15 protein-coding genes are annotated in these 18,248 nt (G+C 57.0%); 7 read left to right on the forward strand and 8 right to left on the reverse strand.

Annotated elements, in window-relative coordinates; all coding sequences use genetic code 11:
- Positions 1-44 precede the first annotated feature (44 nt).
- Positions 45-1,091 (reverse strand): LPD29 domain-containing protein, encoded by a 1,047-nt coding sequence (locus E4631_RS23415; RefSeq protein ID WP_133655978.1) that lies wholly within the window; start codon positions 1,089-1,091, stop codon positions 45-47.
- Between the two features lie 782 nt (positions 1,092-1,873).
- Here E4631_RS23415 and E4631_RS23420 point away from each other — a divergent pair.
- The 3 genes from E4631_RS23420 to E4631_RS23430 all read left to right on the forward strand — a co-directional run bounded on the left by E4631_RS23420 (position 1,874) and on the right by E4631_RS23430 (position 9,638).
- The gene (locus E4631_RS23420; RefSeq protein ID WP_133655977.1) at positions 1,874-2,851 is read left to right on the forward strand and encodes a replication initiation protein; all 978 of its coding nucleotides are present in this window, start codon (positions 1,874-1,876) and stop codon (positions 2,849-2,851) included.
- 216 nt (positions 2,852-3,067) lie between these two features.
- Entirely contained in the window at positions 3,068-6,316 is a 3,249-nt protein-coding gene (locus tag E4631_RS23425) for a helicase-related protein (RefSeq protein ID WP_368027862.1), read from the forward strand.
- 40 nt (positions 6,317-6,356) lie between these two features.
- The gene (locus E4631_RS23430) at positions 6,357-9,638 is read left to right on the forward strand and encodes a DNA methyltransferase (RefSeq protein ID WP_133655975.1); all 3,282 of its coding nucleotides are present in this window, start codon (positions 6,357-6,359) and stop codon (positions 9,636-9,638) included.
- A 426-nt stretch (positions 9,639-10,064) separates the two neighbouring features.
- Here E4631_RS23430 and E4631_RS23435 read toward each other — a convergent pair whose 3' ends face one another.
- From E4631_RS23435 to E4631_RS23460, 7 genes are all read right to left on the reverse strand, one after another.
- Positions 10,065-10,739: a hypothetical protein gene (locus E4631_RS23435; RefSeq protein WP_133655974.1), complete on the reverse strand. Its 675-nt coding sequence runs from the start codon at positions 10,737-10,739 to the stop codon at positions 10,065-10,067.
- Between the two features lie 48 nt (positions 10,740-10,787).
- Positions 10,788-11,474, reverse strand: a complete 687-nt coding sequence (locus tag E4631_RS23440) for a hypothetical protein (RefSeq protein WP_133655973.1) — start codon at positions 11,472-11,474, stop codon at positions 10,788-10,790.
- A gap of 33 nt (positions 11,475-11,507) precedes the next feature.
- The gene (locus tag E4631_RS23445; protein WP_133655972.1) at positions 11,508-11,708 is read right to left on the reverse strand and encodes a hypothetical protein; all 201 of its coding nucleotides are present in this window, start codon (positions 11,706-11,708) and stop codon (positions 11,508-11,510) included.
- A 3-nt stretch (positions 11,709-11,711) separates the two neighbouring features.
- On the reverse strand, positions 11,712-12,419 hold the full coding sequence (locus E4631_RS23450) for a hypothetical protein (RefSeq protein ID WP_133655971.1): 708 nt from the start codon (positions 12,417-12,419) through the stop codon (positions 11,712-11,714).
- A gap of 37 nt (positions 12,420-12,456) precedes the next feature.
- Complete coding sequence (locus tag E4631_RS23455; protein ID WP_133655970.1) at positions 12,457-12,873, reverse strand: hypothetical protein; 417 nt, start codon at positions 12,871-12,873, stop codon at positions 12,457-12,459.
- Positions 12,874-12,907: 34 nt separating this feature from the next.
- Positions 12,908-13,045, reverse strand: coding sequence for a hypothetical protein (locus E4631_RS26075; RefSeq protein ID WP_166647950.1), 138 nt, complete (start codon positions 13,043-13,045; stop codon positions 12,908-12,910).
- Positions 13,046-13,270: 225 nt separating this feature from the next.
- On the reverse strand, positions 13,271-14,182 hold the full coding sequence (locus E4631_RS23460; protein ID WP_133655969.1) for an ArdC family protein: 912 nt from the start codon (positions 14,180-14,182) through the stop codon (positions 13,271-13,273).
- 717 nt (positions 14,183-14,899) lie between these two features.
- On the opposite strand from E4631_RS23460, the gene E4631_RS23465 reads away from it, so the two are divergent.
- From E4631_RS23465 to E4631_RS23480, 4 genes are all read left to right on the forward strand, one after another.
- Positions 14,900-15,805 (forward strand): Abi family protein, encoded by a 906-nt coding sequence (locus E4631_RS23465; RefSeq protein ID WP_133658655.1) that lies wholly within the window; start codon positions 14,900-14,902, stop codon positions 15,803-15,805.
- Positions 15,806-16,013: 208 nt separating this feature from the next.
- Positions 16,014-16,628 (forward strand): recombinase family protein, encoded by a 615-nt coding sequence (locus tag E4631_RS23470; protein ID WP_133658654.1) that lies wholly within the window; start codon positions 16,014-16,016, stop codon positions 16,626-16,628.
- A 391-nt stretch (positions 16,629-17,019) separates the two neighbouring features.
- Entirely contained in the window at positions 17,020-17,340 is a 321-nt protein-coding gene (locus E4631_RS23475; RefSeq protein ID WP_135318649.1) for a DUF6660 family protein, read from the forward strand.
- Positions 17,341-17,497: 157 nt separating this feature from the next.
- Positions 17,498-18,248 (forward strand): efflux RND transporter permease subunit (locus E4631_RS23480; RefSeq protein ID WP_133656219.1); only part of this gene is annotated, 751 nt, incomplete at its 3' end.

Consider the following 18,248-nt stretch of genomic DNA (forward strand, 5'->3'; position numbering starts at 1 on the left):
CCGCCCGCCCTGGGTGCTCCCCCCCCCGCAGGGGGGGCGCTGCCCTATGCCAGCCAGCTACGCTCTGCGGCCTCAAATTCGCGGTCGGTGCTGTCCTGGCCGGGGTCGGCTAGCCATTGCATCTCGGCGGCGTAATACTCGCGGTCGGTTTCGTCGGGCGCGGCCACTGGCTCAACCACTGGCGCGGGCTGGGGGCTGCTGCCGGTGCTGCGGGTGCTCAGGGTCAGCTCGTCGCCAATTTGAGTGAGGCGCACGGCGTAGCCCTGCACGGTCAGGGCCTCGGCAAATCGCTCTAAGTCGCCGTGGCTGCTGTTGCTGCTCACGGTGTAGGTGCCGGCATTCTCGCCCCAACTCGTCTGCATATCGTACCGCTGGGCGCGGTGCCAGTTCTCGAACGCGGCGAACTGCTCGGCCAACGTTGGGGCCTGGCGCAAGTCCAGCGAGTTCAGGAAAAAGCCGTAAGCCGGCGAGTAGCTGCGGTGCTCGTGGATATACTTTGCCCCATAGCTCATGCGAAAGAGCTTGCCGGTGCTGTCTATGGTTGTGGGCTCCCGGTGATACTCGTACATATCCTCTGAGCTGTTGTAGTGGCCGCTAATGAAAGGGGCGTACACCTGCTCTACCTGCTTGCGACTCGGCCCGTCCGTGTAGCGAATATCCACGGCGTTGCCGTTGGCGAAGCTGTCAGATGTTACGCTGAACTTCACCCCTGGGAAGGCTATTTTCAGGGCCTCGCGGATAAGCTGCGCGGTTCCGGTTAGGGTGTAGCTGCGGCAAGTTACGTCGCCCTCCTGGCGGTCATGGAACGAGGTGCGGCCCTTCTTGCGGTCCTCACCTTTCATCGCGGCCACTTTGCCGGCCTGGGCCAGTAGCTCGATAATACGCTGCTCAGCCTGCGCCTCGTCCTTGGCGCTGTAATGCTTGGCGGGCTTGGCCTGCTTGCCATAAAAAACCGCATAAGAAAACTGGTTGCCGTAGTGGCGTACGTAGCCCACGGCTACCGTGTCGGCTACTCCATCCACCTGCACCTGGCGGGCATTTTCGGTGAAATACTTGCGAAGTTGGGCGAGGTCTTGGCCGGTGGTTTTCATAGCTAAAGCGTTGTTTTTGTGCTGCTTTCTTATACTTATTAAACGCAAAACGGCCCTATAATGTTGCATAAAGTACACCTTTATTTAAGTAGTTTTTACATCTTTTTTCTGGCACGGTTGGTGATTTTTTCCCTTTTGTTCCCTTTTCTGGGGTCTGGGGTCGTTGTGGTCACTAATTCCTGCCGTTGGCCAGTGCTCCGCGCCGCTGGGTGAGCTTCCTTTTGTTCGCGGTAGGGATGGGAAGGGAGCGACCAACGGGAGCTGTGCGCAGCACCGCAGCGAAGCGGAGCCCTGGACAGCCCGGCCACCCGCCCAACTGCTTAACTGGTCGAATTACTACCTTTTGTCAGTCTAAAAGCAGTACTGGCAAGGGCTTTCTATCTTAAATAGTATGAAATAGTAGAAAAGTGCAATCCCTGTTTTTTACTATTTTGTGCCCTCTTCTTTGTTGTTTTGTCCTATTTCCCCGGTCCAAACCACCACTTTAAATGCCCTTTTTTTTTCGCTCAACAAATTTTGTGAGTATTTTAGGTATTTACTGTATTTGCAGTGTGGCTTAACTCCTTATGTACCAATAGTTTCTAGAGTCTAAAAACTACCTTTTGTCAGTGAACTACTACCTTTTGTCAGCGAACTACTACCTTTTGTCAGCGAATTACTACCTTTTGTCAGTCTAAAAACTACCTTTTGTCAGTGAACTACTACCTCGTAAATCCGTCGGTAGTAATTAGGGTTTTTGGTGTAGATTTGTCTCTCCGCTATTCCACCTACCCTACCCACCCATGAGCCAGCTCGAAACTTCCAAAGCGGTTGAAATCATTCAGCATAATGCCTTGACCACGGCTCGTTATGAAATGACCGCCTGCGAAATGGACATTGTGTTCTTCCTGCTCTCGAAGCTCAGTAAAAACGACAAGCCAGGCACGGTGTACGAGTTGCGGGTAAAGGAGCTGGAGCAACTCACTGGCCGCATATGGAACTACGGTCGCCTTTTTGAATCAACGGAGCAACTGCGAAGCCGAGGCTACGTCATCACCGGGGAAAAGGTCGATGGGCGTAGCGGCAACACTACCCAAACCAAGTTGCAAGTGGGCCTGCTGGCATCGGCCGAATACATCATTGGCCACGGTATTATTGAACTCGAAATATCGGAGAAGGTACGCCCCTACCTTATCGACCTGAAAAGTAATTTCACCAGCTACCGACTGCAAGCGGCGCTCAGCCTGACAAGCAAATACGCGAAGCGGATATACCAACTCGCCTCACAATGGAAAGACATAGGCGAATCAAAAACCTACACGCTGGACGAGTTCAAGTACATGCTTCACTTGAAAGACCCCAAAGGGAAGGAGCCAGAACAATACGTGAAAGTATCCAGCCTCCAAGCAAAGGTGCTTGATGTGGCCATGAACCAAATCAACGAGCATACCGACCTGCGCATTAGCTATCAGCTAAATAAGAAGGGGCGTTCGTTTCATAGTGTGTGCTTCTACATCGACAAGCAAGTACCTCAACAACTACCTATTCCTTTTGAGCTGGGCGTAGATGATGCCAAGATTCAAGTAGCCCGCACCAACCTTGATAAGCTGGGAATCAAGGACCCTGCCTTGGTTAAGCGTATCCTGGGTGATGAAAAGCTCCTTAAAGATTTGTTTGAGTTTAACTATAAGCTCAAAACCGGCAAGATAAAGGCCGATAAGAACCCTGGGGGCCTCTTTCTAAAGATGCACGGTCTGGCCGGCGTGAAGCCAGGCAAATAGCCTTTTCAATTAATACAAGGGGCAAAAGAAAGTAAATGATGGTTAGCTTGCCTCATAATTTGCCCCCACTCTGGCTAGTAGTTCATGCCCCGTATATTTGATAATATCACCTCGCCCCTAGATGAAGCTCTACGTGCTACCCTCAAGGTTTCTTATCGCTGTGACTTCTGCGTAGGCTACTTCAATCTACGAGGCTGGCGGCGAGTGGCGGACTATATGGAAACCTGGTCCGGGGCCGACAACAACCGCTGTCGGCTACTGGTGGGGATGCAACAGCCCCCCGAAAATCTCATTCGGGACTACTATTCACCTGGGGAAGATGACGAAATAGACAATCGCCGGGCGGCGGAAATACGCAAAAAACTAGCGCAAAACTTCCGCCAGCAGCTCACGCTAGGCGTGCCCACGGCGGAAGATGAAAAGCACCTGCGCCAGCTTCAGCAGCAACTCCGTGACAAGAAGGTGGTCGTGAAGCTATACCTGCGGCATACGCTGCACGCCAAGCTATACTTGCTCTTTCGGGATGACTTTAACAACCCGATTACTGGGTATTTGGGTAGTAGCAACCTCACGCTTTCGGGCCTAGCCCAACAAGGCGAGCTAAACCTAGATGTAGTCGATGACGACGCGACCAAGAAGCTTTCCAAATGGTTTGATGACCGCTGGAAGGACCGTTTTTGCGTGGATATTACCGAAGAACTGATAGCTGTGCTGGATGAGAGTTGGGTACGCGACAAGCTACCGTATCACATCTACCTGAAAATGGCCTATCACCTGGCTTCCGATGCCCGCGCCGGGGTCGCCGGGTTTCGGGTGCCGGCCCCCTTTGATGAGGACCTACTGGACTTTCAAAAAAGCGCGGTGCTCATGGCCGCTCGGCATCTGGATAAAAGGGGCGGAGTGCTGATTGGCGACGTGGTAGGACTAGGCAAAACGATTACGGCGGCGGCGTTGGTCAAGCTGTTCGAGCAGCGTGATACGCTGGCCACCCTCATCATCTGCCCGAAGAACTTGGTGGGAATGTGGCAGGGCTACGTGAAAGATTACGAGCTGAACGCGCAGGTTATCGCCATTACCACCGTACAAAACGAGTTGGAGAAGCTGCGGCGCTTCCGCCTCGTGGTTATCGACGAGAGCCACAACCTGCGCAACCGCGAAGGCAAGCGGTATCGGGCCATCCGCGAGTACCTACGGCAAATGGAAAGCAAGGTGATATTGCTTTCCGCTACGCCCTACAACAAGGCTTACGCGGATATTTCCAACCAGCTGCGGCTGTTCATTCCCGACGATTTGGATTTGGGCCAGGCCCCGGAACACTTCATCCGGTCGCTGGGGGGGCCGATTGAGTTTGCCGCCCAATACCAATATTCGCCCCGGACGCTGGCCGCGTTCGACAACAGCGAGTTTGCCGATGACTGGCAAGAGCTGCTGCGCCTGTTTATGGTGCGGCGGACCCGTAGCTTCATTAAGGAGCACTACGCTACCCTCGACCCGGACAACAAGCGTCGCTTTCTGACATTCAAGGACGGGACCCGCTCGTATTTTCCTGACCGCGTAGCCCGCAAAGTAGAATACGGCTTTGCGCCGGAAGATGAAACTGACCAGTATGCCCGGCTGTACTCTACGCCCGTCGTGGACGCGCTAAATGCGCTGGGGCTCCCGCGCTACGGCCTCGGCCAGTACGAAAAACAGCCGCGTCCAACGCCCAAGACCGACCAGGAAAAGCACGATGCCCAAGTGCTCGACAACCTTTCTCGGGCCGGCAAGCGGCTCAAAGGTTTCTGCCGCACCAACCTATTCAAACGGCTGGAAAGCAGCGGGCAAGCCTTTTTGCTTTCGCTAAGTCGGCATATCCTGCGCAACTACGTGTTCATTCACGCCATCGACAACAACCTACCCCTGCCCATTGGCCAGCAGGACGCGCAAATGCTGGATAGCTGGTTGGAAGATGAGGACCCGGAAGAACTCTTTTCCGCGACCGATGAACAAGAGGGAGAAGAAACAGCCAGCAACAAACTGGCCTGGAACATTACGACCAAACAGTACAAGGAACGGGCGGATTCCATTTACGCGCACTTTGCCGGGCCGCTGAAAAAGCGCTTCCGATGGATAAAAAGCGAGTATTTCACCAAAGCACTGCGCAAGGAGTTGATGGCCGATGCCGTGGCCTTGCAAAAAGTGCTGGCCCTGGCCGCTGATTGGGACCCGGCTCAGGACCGCAAGCTAAATGCCCTTGAAAAGCTGTGTCAGATTACCCACCCGAAGCAAAAGATTCTGGTATTCACGCAATTTGCTGATACGGCTTGCTATCTGGATAACGAGTTGCAGCGGCGCAAGGTCAAGCATATTGCCGGCGTAACCGGCTCGGCCGACGACCCGACCGATTATGCCCGGCGCTTTAGCCCGGTGAGCAACAAGCAAGAAAATGTGGCGGGCACCGACCATGAGCTGCGCGTACTGGTGAGCACCGATGTGCTGAGCGAAGGCCAGAACCTGCAAGATTCTCACGTCATCGTCAATTATGACCTGCCGTGGGCCATTATTCGCCTGATTCAACGGGCGGGCCGCGTGGACCGGATTGGTCAGCAGGCCAAAAATATCTTTTGCTACTCCTTCCTGCCCGAAGATGGCATTGAGCAAATCATTCAGCTCCGCACTCGCCTAACCCAACGCCTGGAAGAAAATGCCGAAGTGGTGGGCACCGACGAGATTTTCATGGAAGAAGATATTACGGCGGGCCTCATTCGCAACCTCTACAACGAGCGTTCGGATATGTACAATCAAGAGCCGGATGGAGAAGTAGATTTAGCCTCCTACGCCTGGCAAATCTGGAAAAACGCCTCGGACGCGGACCCCAAGCTGCATAAAATCATTCCCGACTTGGCCCCGGTATCGCATACTACCCGCGCCAAGCACTCACCCGATGGGATGCTGCCGGGGGTGCTGCTCTACGCCCGCACGGCCAACGATAACGACATGCTGGTGTGGGTGGACCGGAAGGGAGAGGTCATCACCCAATCCCAATTCACCATTTTGCGAGCGGCGGCCTGCACGGTGGAAACGCCCTTGAAGGACAAGTACGCCAAGCATCACGAGTTGGTAGCCAAGGCCCTCTCCTTCGCGCATGACTCTGAAAACAGCGTAGGGGGCCAGCTAGGCCCGAAAACCAGCGCCCGCTACCGGACTTACCACATTTTGATGCGGCACCATGATGCTGTTAAAAATCTGCCACTGTTCAACTCGGAAACGCTTAAAAAAGCCATTGAAGAACTCTACCGCTTCCCCCTGCGCGAGAGTGCCCGCGACGGGTTGAACCGGCTGCTCAAAACTTCCCCTGCTGACGCGCAGGTGGCGCAGTTCGTAATGGCGCTCTACGAGGAAGGGCTACTCGGCATTGTGACCGATGACGGGGGCGGGTCAGGTCGCCGTGAACCTCAGATTTTATGCTCAATGGGCTTAGTTTAAGCCGCTGGCCCACTTTTTTTATTGCTCTGCCCGTTTTCTCATGGCTGAATACTACCCATCCGAAGCCGTATTTGCGGACCAAATCCGCGCCCGCCGTTACAAAGAACTGTTTCTAGATTTGGGCTGGGATAACATCTCGGGCGCGAAGCCGGAAACCCTGTTTTTGCCCAACGATACGACGGGCTACCCTTACCGGGCCGTGGTTGAAAAACGGGGCTTTGTGGTGCTGGTCTGCTCGGCCTTGCCCTCGGCCGATGTGCGCCGCCGCCTCGACCTTCAGCTAAGCAAACGCTACGCGGAACATCTGCTCATTTTTGCTCCGGCCGACAAGCCCCGGCAAATTTGGCAGCTCGTGAGCCGGGAACCAGGCAAGCCGATTGTGCCCGTAGAATTTGACTACTACCACCACCAAACACCTCGGGCACTCTATCAGCGGGTACTCGGCCTGGCCTTCTCGCTGGATGAAGAAGATGCGTTGAACCTGGTCGATGTGCGCGAACGGGTACGTCGTCGTTTCACCGCCCACGCTGAAAAAGTAACCAAGAAATTCTACGCGGAATTTAGCCGCCAACACAAAGCCTTTCAGACGTTTATCACTGGTATTGAGGACGTTTCCGAAAAGCAGTGGTACGCTTCCATCATGCTTAATCGCTTGATGTTTATCTACTTCATCCAAGCACAAGGCTACCTGGATGACAACCGCAACTACCTAGAAGATAAGCTGGCGGAATGTCAGCAGAAGGTGGGAAAAGGCAAGTTTCACTCCTTCTACCAAAGCTTCCTGCGGGTGCTGTTCGACCAAGGGTTCAACGCCCCTACCCCGCACGAGCCCGCCCTACAAAAGCTTATCGGCCGGGTGCCCTACCTCAACGGCGGACTTTTTGAAGTGCATCAGCTTGAAGCCGGCAACAAAAAGCTACACATTCCCGATGAAGCGTTTGCGCCGCTATTGGCCTTCTTCTCGGGCTGGGAGTGGCACTTGGACACGCGCAACGAAGCCACCGGCAAGGAGATAAACCCGGACGTAATCGGCTACATTTTCGAGCGTTACATCAACGAGCGGGCGAAGATGGGGGCTTACTACACCAAAGAAGATATAACAGAGTATATCGCCCAAAATACCATCATCCCGGCGCTGTTCGACCGCATAGAGCAAGAAGCGGCGCACGGCCCGGCGCTGTGGCATCTGCTGCGGGATGAGCCCCTGCGGTACGTGTACGAATCGGCGGGGCTGGGCATCGACCTGCCGATTCCCGCCAGCGTGACCGCCGCCCGCAAGGATGCCACGGCCCGCGCTACGGAGTGGAACAAGAAAACGCCGGCCGGCCATGCTCTGCCAACGGAGATATGGCGGGAAACCCTGGCCCGGCTGGACTATGGTGAAACCGTAGCGGAGCGTCTTGAAAAGGGCAAGGTTACTTCCATCAACGAGCTGGTGTCGCTGAACCTCAACATTCGGCAATTCGCGCAAGATGCAATCCGCAATTCCGAAGATTCGGAGTGGGTTTGGCAGTGTTACGATTCGTTGCGCACGCTTTCGGTCCTGGACCCTACCTGCGGCTCGGGCGCGTTTTTGTTCGCGGCTCTCAACATCTTGGAGCCGCTGTACGAGGCGTGCTTGGACCGGATGGCGGCGTTCCTGCCCGACCTGGACGACCCGCACACTACGCCCGTCCGGCGTGCCCGCTTCGAGGAAATGCAAACGGTACGGGCGCAAATCGACGCGCACCCCAACCGCCAATACTTCATCACCAAGAGCATTATCCTGCACAACCTCTACGGGGTTGACATTATGCACGAGGCGGTAGAAATTGCAAAGCTGCGGCTGTTTCTGCAACTCATGGCCACGCTGGGTGAACCTGACTACGACCACCCCAATCTTGGCCTCGAACCGCTGCCTGACATTGATTTCAATATTCGCACCGGCAACACCCTCGTTGGCTTCGCTACGGAAAAGGAGTTGGAAAAAGGGCTTATGTACGACTTTGACGGTCAGTTGGCCAAGCCGGGTATCGAATCTCAATGCGACGTAGTAGCCGATAGCTTCGCCAACTACAAAGCATTGCAGCTCATGGATGGCGAAGCGCCACACGGCGCTTTTCAAGCTGCTAAAGGTGCCCTGGAAACAGACCTGCTCATGCTGAATATGCGCCTGAGTAGCTTGCTGCACAAGCAAAACCATACGGTCACATTCGACCAGTTTTCCGAAAAGTACCAGCCCTTTCACTGGTTTGCGGAGTTCTACGACATTATCAACGACCGCAAGGGCTTTGATATAATCATTGGCAATCCGCCCTATGTGGAAATTACGCCTAAGCTGGTGCCCTATAAGCTGCAAGGCTTCGCTACTGAATCCTGCGGCAACCTCTACGCCGTAGTGAGTGAGCGGGCGGACCTACTACTAAACGAGCGGGGCCGCTTCGCCTTCATCATCCCAAGCGCAAGCTGCTGCACCCCGCGCATGGAGCCACTAATGAAGTTGATGACAACCCGTTTTGATGGGTTGTGGGTTAGCCTCTACGATGAGCGGCCGGGCAAGCTCTTTGATGGCGTGGACCAACAATTGTGCATTCAGGTGGCCGCGAAGAAGCTTCCCAAAAAGCAGCTGCACATCACTGGTATGCGGCACTGGCAGACCTCCCCGGAAGATGAACGCCCCTACCTGTTTGAGAACGTTCATTATGTGGAAATACCCCAAAATCAGCGCGTAGCCGAAGTATTGCCTAAGATTTCATCTGAGATTGAGGCGACTATTCTAAAGCAAATTTCGACGGTCACGGCCACACCGTTGGCCCAATTGCAAATAACAGGCAAGCTGAAAAACATCTATTACCGCAACGCGGGGGGGCGCTACTGGCGGCTGGTCAAAAGCACTCCCTCTTATTTCAATTCGTCGCGGGGCGATACCTCGTCCTCTACGGAACTGACGATGGCGGTAAATGGTCCGGCAATGCCGGTGCTAGTGGCGCTGTACAGCTCTACGCTGTTTTACTGGTACTGGCGGGTAGTGTCTAACTGCCGGCACCTCACCAAGCGGGAACTGGCGGCGTTCCCCATCAGCACCTCGCTCCTAACCGGGCCTGCGGCCGATACCTTGACCAAACTAGCCACCCGCTATGAGAAGCGCCTGAAAGAAACCGCCGTGCGGGTTAGCACCGATGGCAAAACCGGCTGGGTGGAACAGGACGAATACCGGGTAAACCAGGCGAAACCCATCTTGGACGAAATAGACCGTGTTTTAGCAGACCACTATGGGCTTGACGACAAACAGTTAGACTTTATTATCAATTATGACATTAAGTATCGCATGGGCTTGAGTTAAATTGCACTATGGGAACAAAACGACTTTGCGGCGAAGCCCGCATATTTGATGCTCAGGGCAACACTCTGATTCATGATAAAAATGCGCTGGTAGTTCTTCACCGGGACGGAGCCAACGTTTTCACTTGGTTGGCCAAGATGGAGCAGATGGGGATTGGCATCTCCGCTTTTGGGCTAGCGGGGGTGACTTATACCCTACAATTTCGCAACTCAAACTGGCGCCTAACTGGGACTATTTCAGTGCCTGGGTTTGGAGGAAACCGGGGGCACGTAGCCATTCAAGTGAAAGGCCACGGTGTACCTGCTGGTGTCAATCCGGCTACTGTTTAGCGTCAAGTTTTCCTCTTGTTCGCCGCCTCCAGCTCAAAAAGTGAAAGCGCCCCGGTCGGCTGACCGGGGCGCTTTGCTGTGGTGCTCAGCCGGGGCGCTACGCGCTCACAGCCTTGCGCCTGGCGGCTACCACACTCGCGGCGACGGGAGCCAACATGGTAGCGCCGCTGAACATAGCCAAGTCTAGCATGGTGGGCTTGGCACCGTATAAACCCTGCATTTCCTTAAACAGCTTCTTGCCCTGCTTGGGGTCGGCGTTCATCCAGTGGGCCACGTCGGCGGCGGTCACTAGCTGGCCCCCCACGAGAATTTCCATGCTCGGGCTCAGGTCGGGCGCTGGGGCCTCGGCCGGCTGCTGGCGTAGGCTGACAAAAACCGCGCCCTCGCCCTGGGGGTTGGGGTCGGTGGTAACCCACGTATCAGTGTCGGCGCTGCCGTAGCCCTTCACCCTGGCGGCGGTATAGCCCGCGGTGGCCGCACTGATACCGGCCTGGCGGCTGGCCTCGGCTACGAGCTGCGGGCTGGTAAAGAACTCATAGCCGGCCGGGAACTGGTACGGCAAGCGGTGCTGGCTGCTCAGGCGCAACTCGCCTAGCAGGTTGCGGCAAGCGCCGCCCATCCAAACGGCCTGCACCTGGCCGTTAAGGCTGGAAAACTCCCGGATGGGCGCGGCCGTGTCGGTGGTGGCGGTGCTCATGTGAACGTAGGCACCGACGCGAAAACCTTTCTCAGCCGCCTTGGCCGCTATTTCTTGGGGGGTGGGGTAAGCCATAACGAAAGAACAAAAGGGGAAAAAAGATGGGGAAACGGCCCGCTGGGGCTAGGCGGCGGCGGCTGCCGGCGCGGCCGTGGTGTTGGCCTCGCTCATGGGGTGGTGGTTGCCTTTGGCTCCTTCGTAGAAGTAGTGCCACTGCGTCTTGCCGTAGTTCAGCCGGTCCTTGTACAAAGCCAGCCCGCTAATCGTGTGGGTCGTGTGGGGGCTGAAAAAATGCACCTGGTGGCCCACTAGAAACTTGGGCTCGGGGTGCTGCTTGCCGGTGCCGGTGCTCACGTAAGCAAGCTGGCCAACGATGCTGCCCACGGCTTGCCCGCGCCAACGCAGCTCGTCCACCAGCCCGGCCTCGGCCCGCTGCTTCAGATACTCGACTTCTTGCGCCTGGTCGCTCAGGCCGATGGTGGCCGCGAGTAGGGCAATGGCCTGCTCGGCGGTATGGGCAAAATATATCCGGTCGCCCTCCCCTGGCAGTAACACCTCGAACTTGCCGCTTAGTACCTGCTGGGTGTTCGGGTTGACGTAGTTAAAGCCCTGGTGCGTAGCCGGGGAAAGTAGCTCGTACTGGCCCGCGTCATCGCTGTGGCGGTTGTTTACCTCGATGGCGAAATGGTAGCCGTTCCAATAAATGGCGGTCACTAGGCCCTGCACGTCGCGGTAACGAGTGCTGCGCACGGTGGCCCCAAGAATGATGCGGCCGGCGCGGGTTTCGATGGCGGGAAGGTTCGGTAACATGGTGCTAGGTTTTTGCAATTGTAAAAAGTAGGGTTAAGCGGCCTGCTGGTGGGCCTGGTGCTCGGGCTGCTCCTGCACGGCGCGGCCGGGGGTGGGTCGGAAAGCGGCCCGGATGGCTTCGCTACGAGTAGCAGCTGAGCCGGCGCGGCGGCTGGTGGTGGCCCCGCGCCCCTGGCGCACTTCCCACGTCCACCGGCTACCCTGCCGGCGAACGTGGGCGCGGAATGGCAGCATCGGCTAGTCGCGCTGCTCGTCCTGCGGGTGCTCCGGGTGTTCCTCGCTGTCCTGGTTGTCGTCGGGCAGCTCGTCGCCCTCCTGGGGCGGGTAGTCGGGTATCCAGTCGTCCGACCGATTAATGCCGGGGTCGTTGCCGTTGGCTTCCTCGGCTTGGATAAGTCCCTGCTCAGCTTCGGCCAACTCGGCTGCCCGCCTGGCGGTGGCCGTGGCCTCAATCGCCCATTCTAGCATCTGCAAGGCCGGGGCGCAATACGATTCGCGCAATGCCTTCTGGCTGGCTTTTGGGAAAGCTGCACGGGCTTGACGCTGCTGACTACCGTAGTGCTGGCGGGCGGCCTTTTCGCGGGCCTCGCAAACCGAAACAGATTGCGGCTCAACCTTGCGGGGCTCTAGCTCAACTCCGAAAAAGTGCCCCTGCGTTACGCCGTGGCCCACGAAACGGGCGGGCATCTGGTCAGGCTGGCAAATCACCCCCAAATAGCCGTCGGCGTGAAAGTAAGCTTTCACTTCGGCCGGGCCGTAGCTGTTCATGTAGATATGAACGCGGGCACCGATGGCCGGCACCTCTCCCTTGCCCGACCAAATAAGGTCGGCCGGCAACCCGGTACGGGTGGGAAAACCTACAAACTTGGGGCACTGGCCGGGGTCGCCTACCCAATCAAGGGGGCTGATTTGCGGCTGCTGCGGGGCGGGGGCTGGGGTAATCATGGCGACGCGGTAAGTAGTGAGAAGGAAAGGCGGGGGGCTACGCTGCCTTTTTAATTAGTTGGTGAGAAAAAACGCACTTGGCGCGGGGGTGCATCTTGTGTGCCCGCTTGCTGCCGGGGTGGTAGGGTTCGGTGACTAGGCCGATAAAGCCGCCTGCGTGGCAGTAGCCTAGCACCTTCACCAAATCCTGCTTGCCGCCCTGCACCACTTCTACCCGCGTATCGACTGCCGGCACCGGACGCTCGGCCGACCAATGCAGCCCACCGGGCAGCATCGTTAGCCGCGCTACTTTCTCAAACTCGGGCGTAGGGCTCACGAGTTGGGCTAGTGCATCCTGGTGGGCTTGAAAAGCTGCCTCGCGGGCCTCGGCGGCGGCGGCGGCTTTGGCTCTCATGCGCTCCAAACGGGCGGCGGGAATACGACGGGCGGGGCGGGTGGTGGCGGTGGCTTTCATGATGCGGGACTGACTAGGAGTAGGAAAAAAGAGACTAGAACCAAGGGTTAGCTTCCCATGCGGCCACGTCGGCGGCGCTTACCTGGGGCGGGGTTTGGTCGGCTGCGTCGGCTGGTTCGTAGCGGTCGGCTGACACTTCACCGGGGGCGAGTTCGCAAAAGTCAAAAGTCATAGCTAAGGGGCTGTTTCTTTGTAGGTTGCTTATACATATTAAACGAATAACACCCCTATAAAGTTGCACAAAATACACCTTTATTTACGTACTTTTTACATCTTTTTTCTGGCACGAAAGGTGGCTTTTTCCCTCTTGTTCCCTTTTTACAATTGCAAAAAACTTCCTCTTGTTCGCCCGCCCTGGGTCCGGCCGGATAGTTCCGGCCGGACTGCTGCACCTGCGCTACTCGGGGGCCTCCGTAGGCTCTGCTGCCTCGCCAGCTTCGTAGCTGGGTATTATCCCTAGAATGTGATTTGCGGCCTTCTGGCCCTGGCTAGCGGCCGATATAATCAGGCGCTTATCGTTGCGTAGGGCTTGTAACCAGTTATCTATATAGCTGGCGCTGCTGGGCAAGGTCAGGCCCATATCAATACCGGCTGCATTGCCCAAAAAGGCGGCGCTCAGCTCGGCTACTAGTTCTTCCTTGGCGTAGGTTTCGCTTCCGAAAGCGGCTTTCTCGGTGAGCGTGGCTCGGTCAAGGCGTTTGCTGTGGCCGGTGCTGTGGGCCAGCTCGTGAAACATCGTCAAATAGTAATCCTCCGGCGTGTGAAAGTTGCTCGCCTCGGGCATGGTCACGGTGTCCGTGCTCGTGCGGTAATAGGGCTGGCTGCCTTCGTGCTGGATGCGCGGGCCACCCACGTAGCCAGCTAATATTTGCTCGGCTGCCTCCTGGGGCGTGTGCTCCCGGCTGGTCAACTCGGGCAACTTCCACGCTATGCCGTCAATCTGCGCAATGTTAAAGACGGTCGAATACTGCAAGATGGCTACCTTCTTCTCCTGGCCTTTCGCGTCCTCCTTCTTGCCCACTTTGTAGAAAACTACTGGCATCCCTTTCTCTCCCTTGCGCACGCAGCCGCCCAACTCGCGGGCTTGATTGAAGGTCAGAAAGTAGCTGGTTTCATATTTCAGCATCCCCAACAGAAAGGCGTTAACGCCCTGGTAAACGTGCTTGCTGCGGTAGTTCCGGGGGGCACCGTGGGCCGCGTTCCATCCCTGCTTCCACGGCGTAACGCCGTTCTCTAGCGCAAGAATAATGCGGTTAGTTATCACTTCGTAAACGTCGGTGCGAGGGGCGAAAGGGGCGGCGCTTTTCATGGCTTAAAGAGTTGGTTTCTTGTTTGATACTTATACTTATTAAACGCAAAACGGCCCTATAATGTTGCATAAAGTACACCTTTATTTAAGTAGTTTTTACATCTTTTTTCTGGCACGGTTGGTGATTTTTTCCCTTTTGTTCCTTTTCTAGGGTCTGGGGTCGTTGTGGTCACTAACTCCTGCCGCTGGCCCACCTCGCCGGCAGCGAAGCATTACTGCAGTTGCGCAGCGGAGCGGAGCATCAGCAGTAATGCGCAGCGTAGGGCCTTTTCTTTTTGTTCGCGGTAGGGATGGGAAGGGAGCGACCAACGGGAGCTGTGCGCAGCACCGCAGCGAAGCGGAGCCCTGGACAGCCCGGCCACCCGCCCAAAGGATAGGTTTTATAAGTCAGCAGTTTTTACAATTGCAAATACCACTGGTGTCCTCGGCCCACTTCGGGGGTCGCACTAGCGTAGGAACAGAAAGTATCGGTAGGGAAAATAGGCGCGGGTGGGCGTCTCAAAAAACGAGTATAATCTGCGATTCCAGCGCGTGAGGGCACTTTGGCATGAGATTCCACTTTTTTTCGCAAGGAAATTGGTAAAAAGTGCGTATATTTGTCTCATTAATCCCCCGCACGCCACTGACCCAAGCGCATCTGCGGGGCTATTTTTGCCGATATCACGACGCCTCTGGCTTAATTGTCAGGGGCGTTGCTGTTTAATCACGTTTCGCTTCATGAACCACTACTACCGGAAGCAGCCACAGTCCAGCGCGGCGCTTATCGCATTGCTCAAAAGCCGGAACCTGGTGATTGAGGACGAGGGCCGCGCGACGCGCTACCTGGAAAGCATTGGGTACTACCGCCTCAGCGGCTACATGTACCATATGCAAGCGGCGGACAAGTCGCATCGCTTCGTGGAAGGCACGAGCTTCGATGATGTGGTGACCATGTATAAGTTCGATAAGCGACTGCGAGCAATCGTCATGGAGTACCTGGAGCGCATTGAAGTAGCCTTGCGCGCCAAGCTGACCAATTACTACAGCTCGGCCCATGGCTTCTTTTGGTATGCAGACGCCTCGCTGTTTGCCGATAAGAGAATAGCCGAATCAATCCTCAAGGGCATCAAAGCTGCTTTCGACTCGCCCAAGGACCAATTTCTCAGGGCCTACAAGCGGAACTACAGCGCCGAACCGCTCCCCCCGTCGCAAATGGCGCTCGAAACCTTGTCGATGGGCGAACTCGCGCTATTATATAAGGCGCTCGCTACGGACGATTTCAAACGACAGATTGCCGAAGAGTTTCGCGTCGCAGTTGCCACGCTGGAGACGTGGGTTATCTGGCTGACCAATGTTCGAAATGTGTGCGCGCACCACTCCCGGCTCTGGAACAGAAACATGTCGGCGCTTCGTCCGCATATGCCCTCGCGCAAGAAGTATGCGTTTGCGGTGCAGATGCCCGAGGAATCCAATACAAATATGTATGGCGTAGTGGCCCTGATGCACCGGCTGCTAAAGTCCTTCAATCCGGACAATTCTTTTGCCAAGAAGGTCGAGGAGCTGCTTCGAGAATACAAAGTGGACGCGACTCTTATGGGGTTTCCCGAAGATTGGGAGCGGGCTGCGGTTTGGCATCACGAGTAACCTGCACACGCTGAACAGGGGGTGCAGATGCCGGCGTGCAGCACCACAACCAGCGGCCGAATAGCGTCTCAAAAAACGGGCGTTATTTGATAACGCGCCACCCGGTGGCCAGTGCCCGGCTGGGCCTATACTTTTTAGTCTCAACTGCCTATCTCATTATTCAGCGTCTCACTATCTTTGCCCCTACTGACTTAATGAGAACAAGGCCATGATTTTCGGTTACGCCCGGGTGAGTACGCCCGACCAGGTGCTGCACCTTCAGACCGACGCCTTGAAGGCGGCCGGTTGCACCAAGATTGTGCAGGAGAAAATATCCTCGGCTAAGGAGCGGCCGGTACTCACGCAGCTGGTGGCGGAACTGCGCGAGGGGGATACCTTAATCGTATGGAAACTCGACCGACTGGGCCGGTCGCTCAAAGACCTAGTTACGCTGGTCGGCAACTTCCAAGCCCAGGGCGTGCATTTCATCAGCTTACAAGACCACCTCGATACGACCACCGCCCAGGGCCGGCTCATGTTCAACCTCTTTGCCTCGCTGGCCGAGTTCGAGCGCGACATTATCAGGGAGCGCACCAACGCCGGGCTGACGGCGGCACGGGCACGTGGCCGGCAGGGCGGCCGGCCCAAGGGGCTCAGCGCCTCGGCCCTCTCGGTGGCTCAGGCAGCCAAGACGCTCTACCTCGGGGGCGGCAAGACCACGGCCGAGATAGGCCAGGTGCTGGGCGTAGGCCGGGCCACCATCTACCGCTACCTCGCCGCCCTGGGCGTGAGCACCGGCGAGGCACCGCCTACCTCAGTTCCTACCCCTACCTCCCCCTCCTAAGGGTGAGGGTAGGGTGGCCATGCACCCACCATGTTAGGCCTATGCACTCAATAGTTGCCAAACGCTACCTTGGTGGCTGAGCGCCCACACCTAGGACGCGCACACCTAGCAGCCTCAGTAGATATCACCGAGGCAGACCCCGGCAATTGCTAAAGGCTGATAGTACAAGGGGTAGCACAAGAGTGGGAACAGAAAGTATCGGTAGGGAAAATCTGCGCGGGCGGACGGTCCCAATAATACAAAGCAGATTATCACTCCGAAACGATAAAATTCGCTGGCATTCTTGCCGGTGACCTCTTCTCTGCCCTTACGTCCTGCTAACTCCGACTGGCCCAAACGGAATCATTTGGGGCGCGGTAGCGTATGTTTGCCGGGTTCCCTGCTTTTGTCCATGCGGTTTTTCACGACTTTTTTTGCCCTGTACCTGCTCATCCTGGCGTGTCTGCCCTGTGCCGACACTAGCCAGGCGGTGGCACGGCCGGCGCATCTCGTGACCGCCCAGCACCGGGACGCTTCCGATACGCACCATGCCGATTGGTGCTCGCCCCTGTGCCAGTGCAGCTGCTGCGCCGGTGCTTACTTACCGGCCGCGCTGGTGTCTTTTACGGCCCCGCCGCCCCAGGGCTACGCCGTAGCGGTGCGGTGGACGGCGTTGCCCACGCCCGCTTGCCACGATGCCTTCGGCAGCGTGTGGCAGCCCCCCCAAGCCTAGTTATCCTGTTTTTCCGGTTCCGCCGCGGCACCGGGCACTTCGTTGTGTCCGGGGCCGTCGGCGCACGCGCTTCCCGCGTCTCCGGCTTTCGCTGCCGTTGAGCCCCTACGCTCCGGCCGCCCCTTTCCCAGGATTTCTAGTCTTACCCCGTGCCAGCATGTTCAACAAGCTGATTTATTTTTCCATTCACAACAAGCTCATTATCGGCCTGTTGACTTTAGCGCTCATTGCCTGGGGCGGCTATTCGCTCTACCGCCTGCCCATTGACGCGGTGCCCGATATCACTAACAACCAGGTCGTGGTGTACACGGTGGCCCCCTCGCTGGCCGCCAACGACATCGAGCGGCTCGTCTCCTTTCCCATCGAGCAAAGCGTGGCCACGATTCCGGGCGAAGGCAGCGTCCGCTCGTTTTCGCGCTTCGGGCTTTCGGTCGTTACCATCGTGTTTGAGGACGGCATTGACATTTACTGGGCCCGCCAGCAGGTAGCGGAGCGCCTGCGCGAGGCCGAGAGCCAGATTCCCACCGGCGTGGGCCGCCCCGAGCTGGCCCCGGTGAGCACCGGCCTCGGCGAAATTTACCAGTACCTGGTGCGGCCCAAGCCGGGCTACGAAAAGAAGTACAACGCGCGGGACCTGCGCACCATCCAGGACTGGATTGTGCGCCGCCAGCTACTGGGCACGCCTGGCGTAGCCGACGTGAGTTCCTTCGGCGGCCTGCTCAAGCAGTACGAGGTGTCGCTGGACCCCGAGCGGCTGCGCTCGCTCAACGTCACCGTGGACGAGGTCTACCAGGCCGTGTCGCGCAATAATCAGAACACCGGCGGGGCCTACCTCGACAAAAATCCCACCGCCTATTCTATCCGTACCGAGGGCCTGGTGGCGAACCCGCAGGACATCGGCAACATCG

It is taken from the genome of Hymenobacter sp. UV11 (assembly GCF_004684095.1).
GTDB lineage: Bacteria > Bacteroidota > Bacteroidia > Cytophagales > Hymenobacteraceae > Hymenobacter.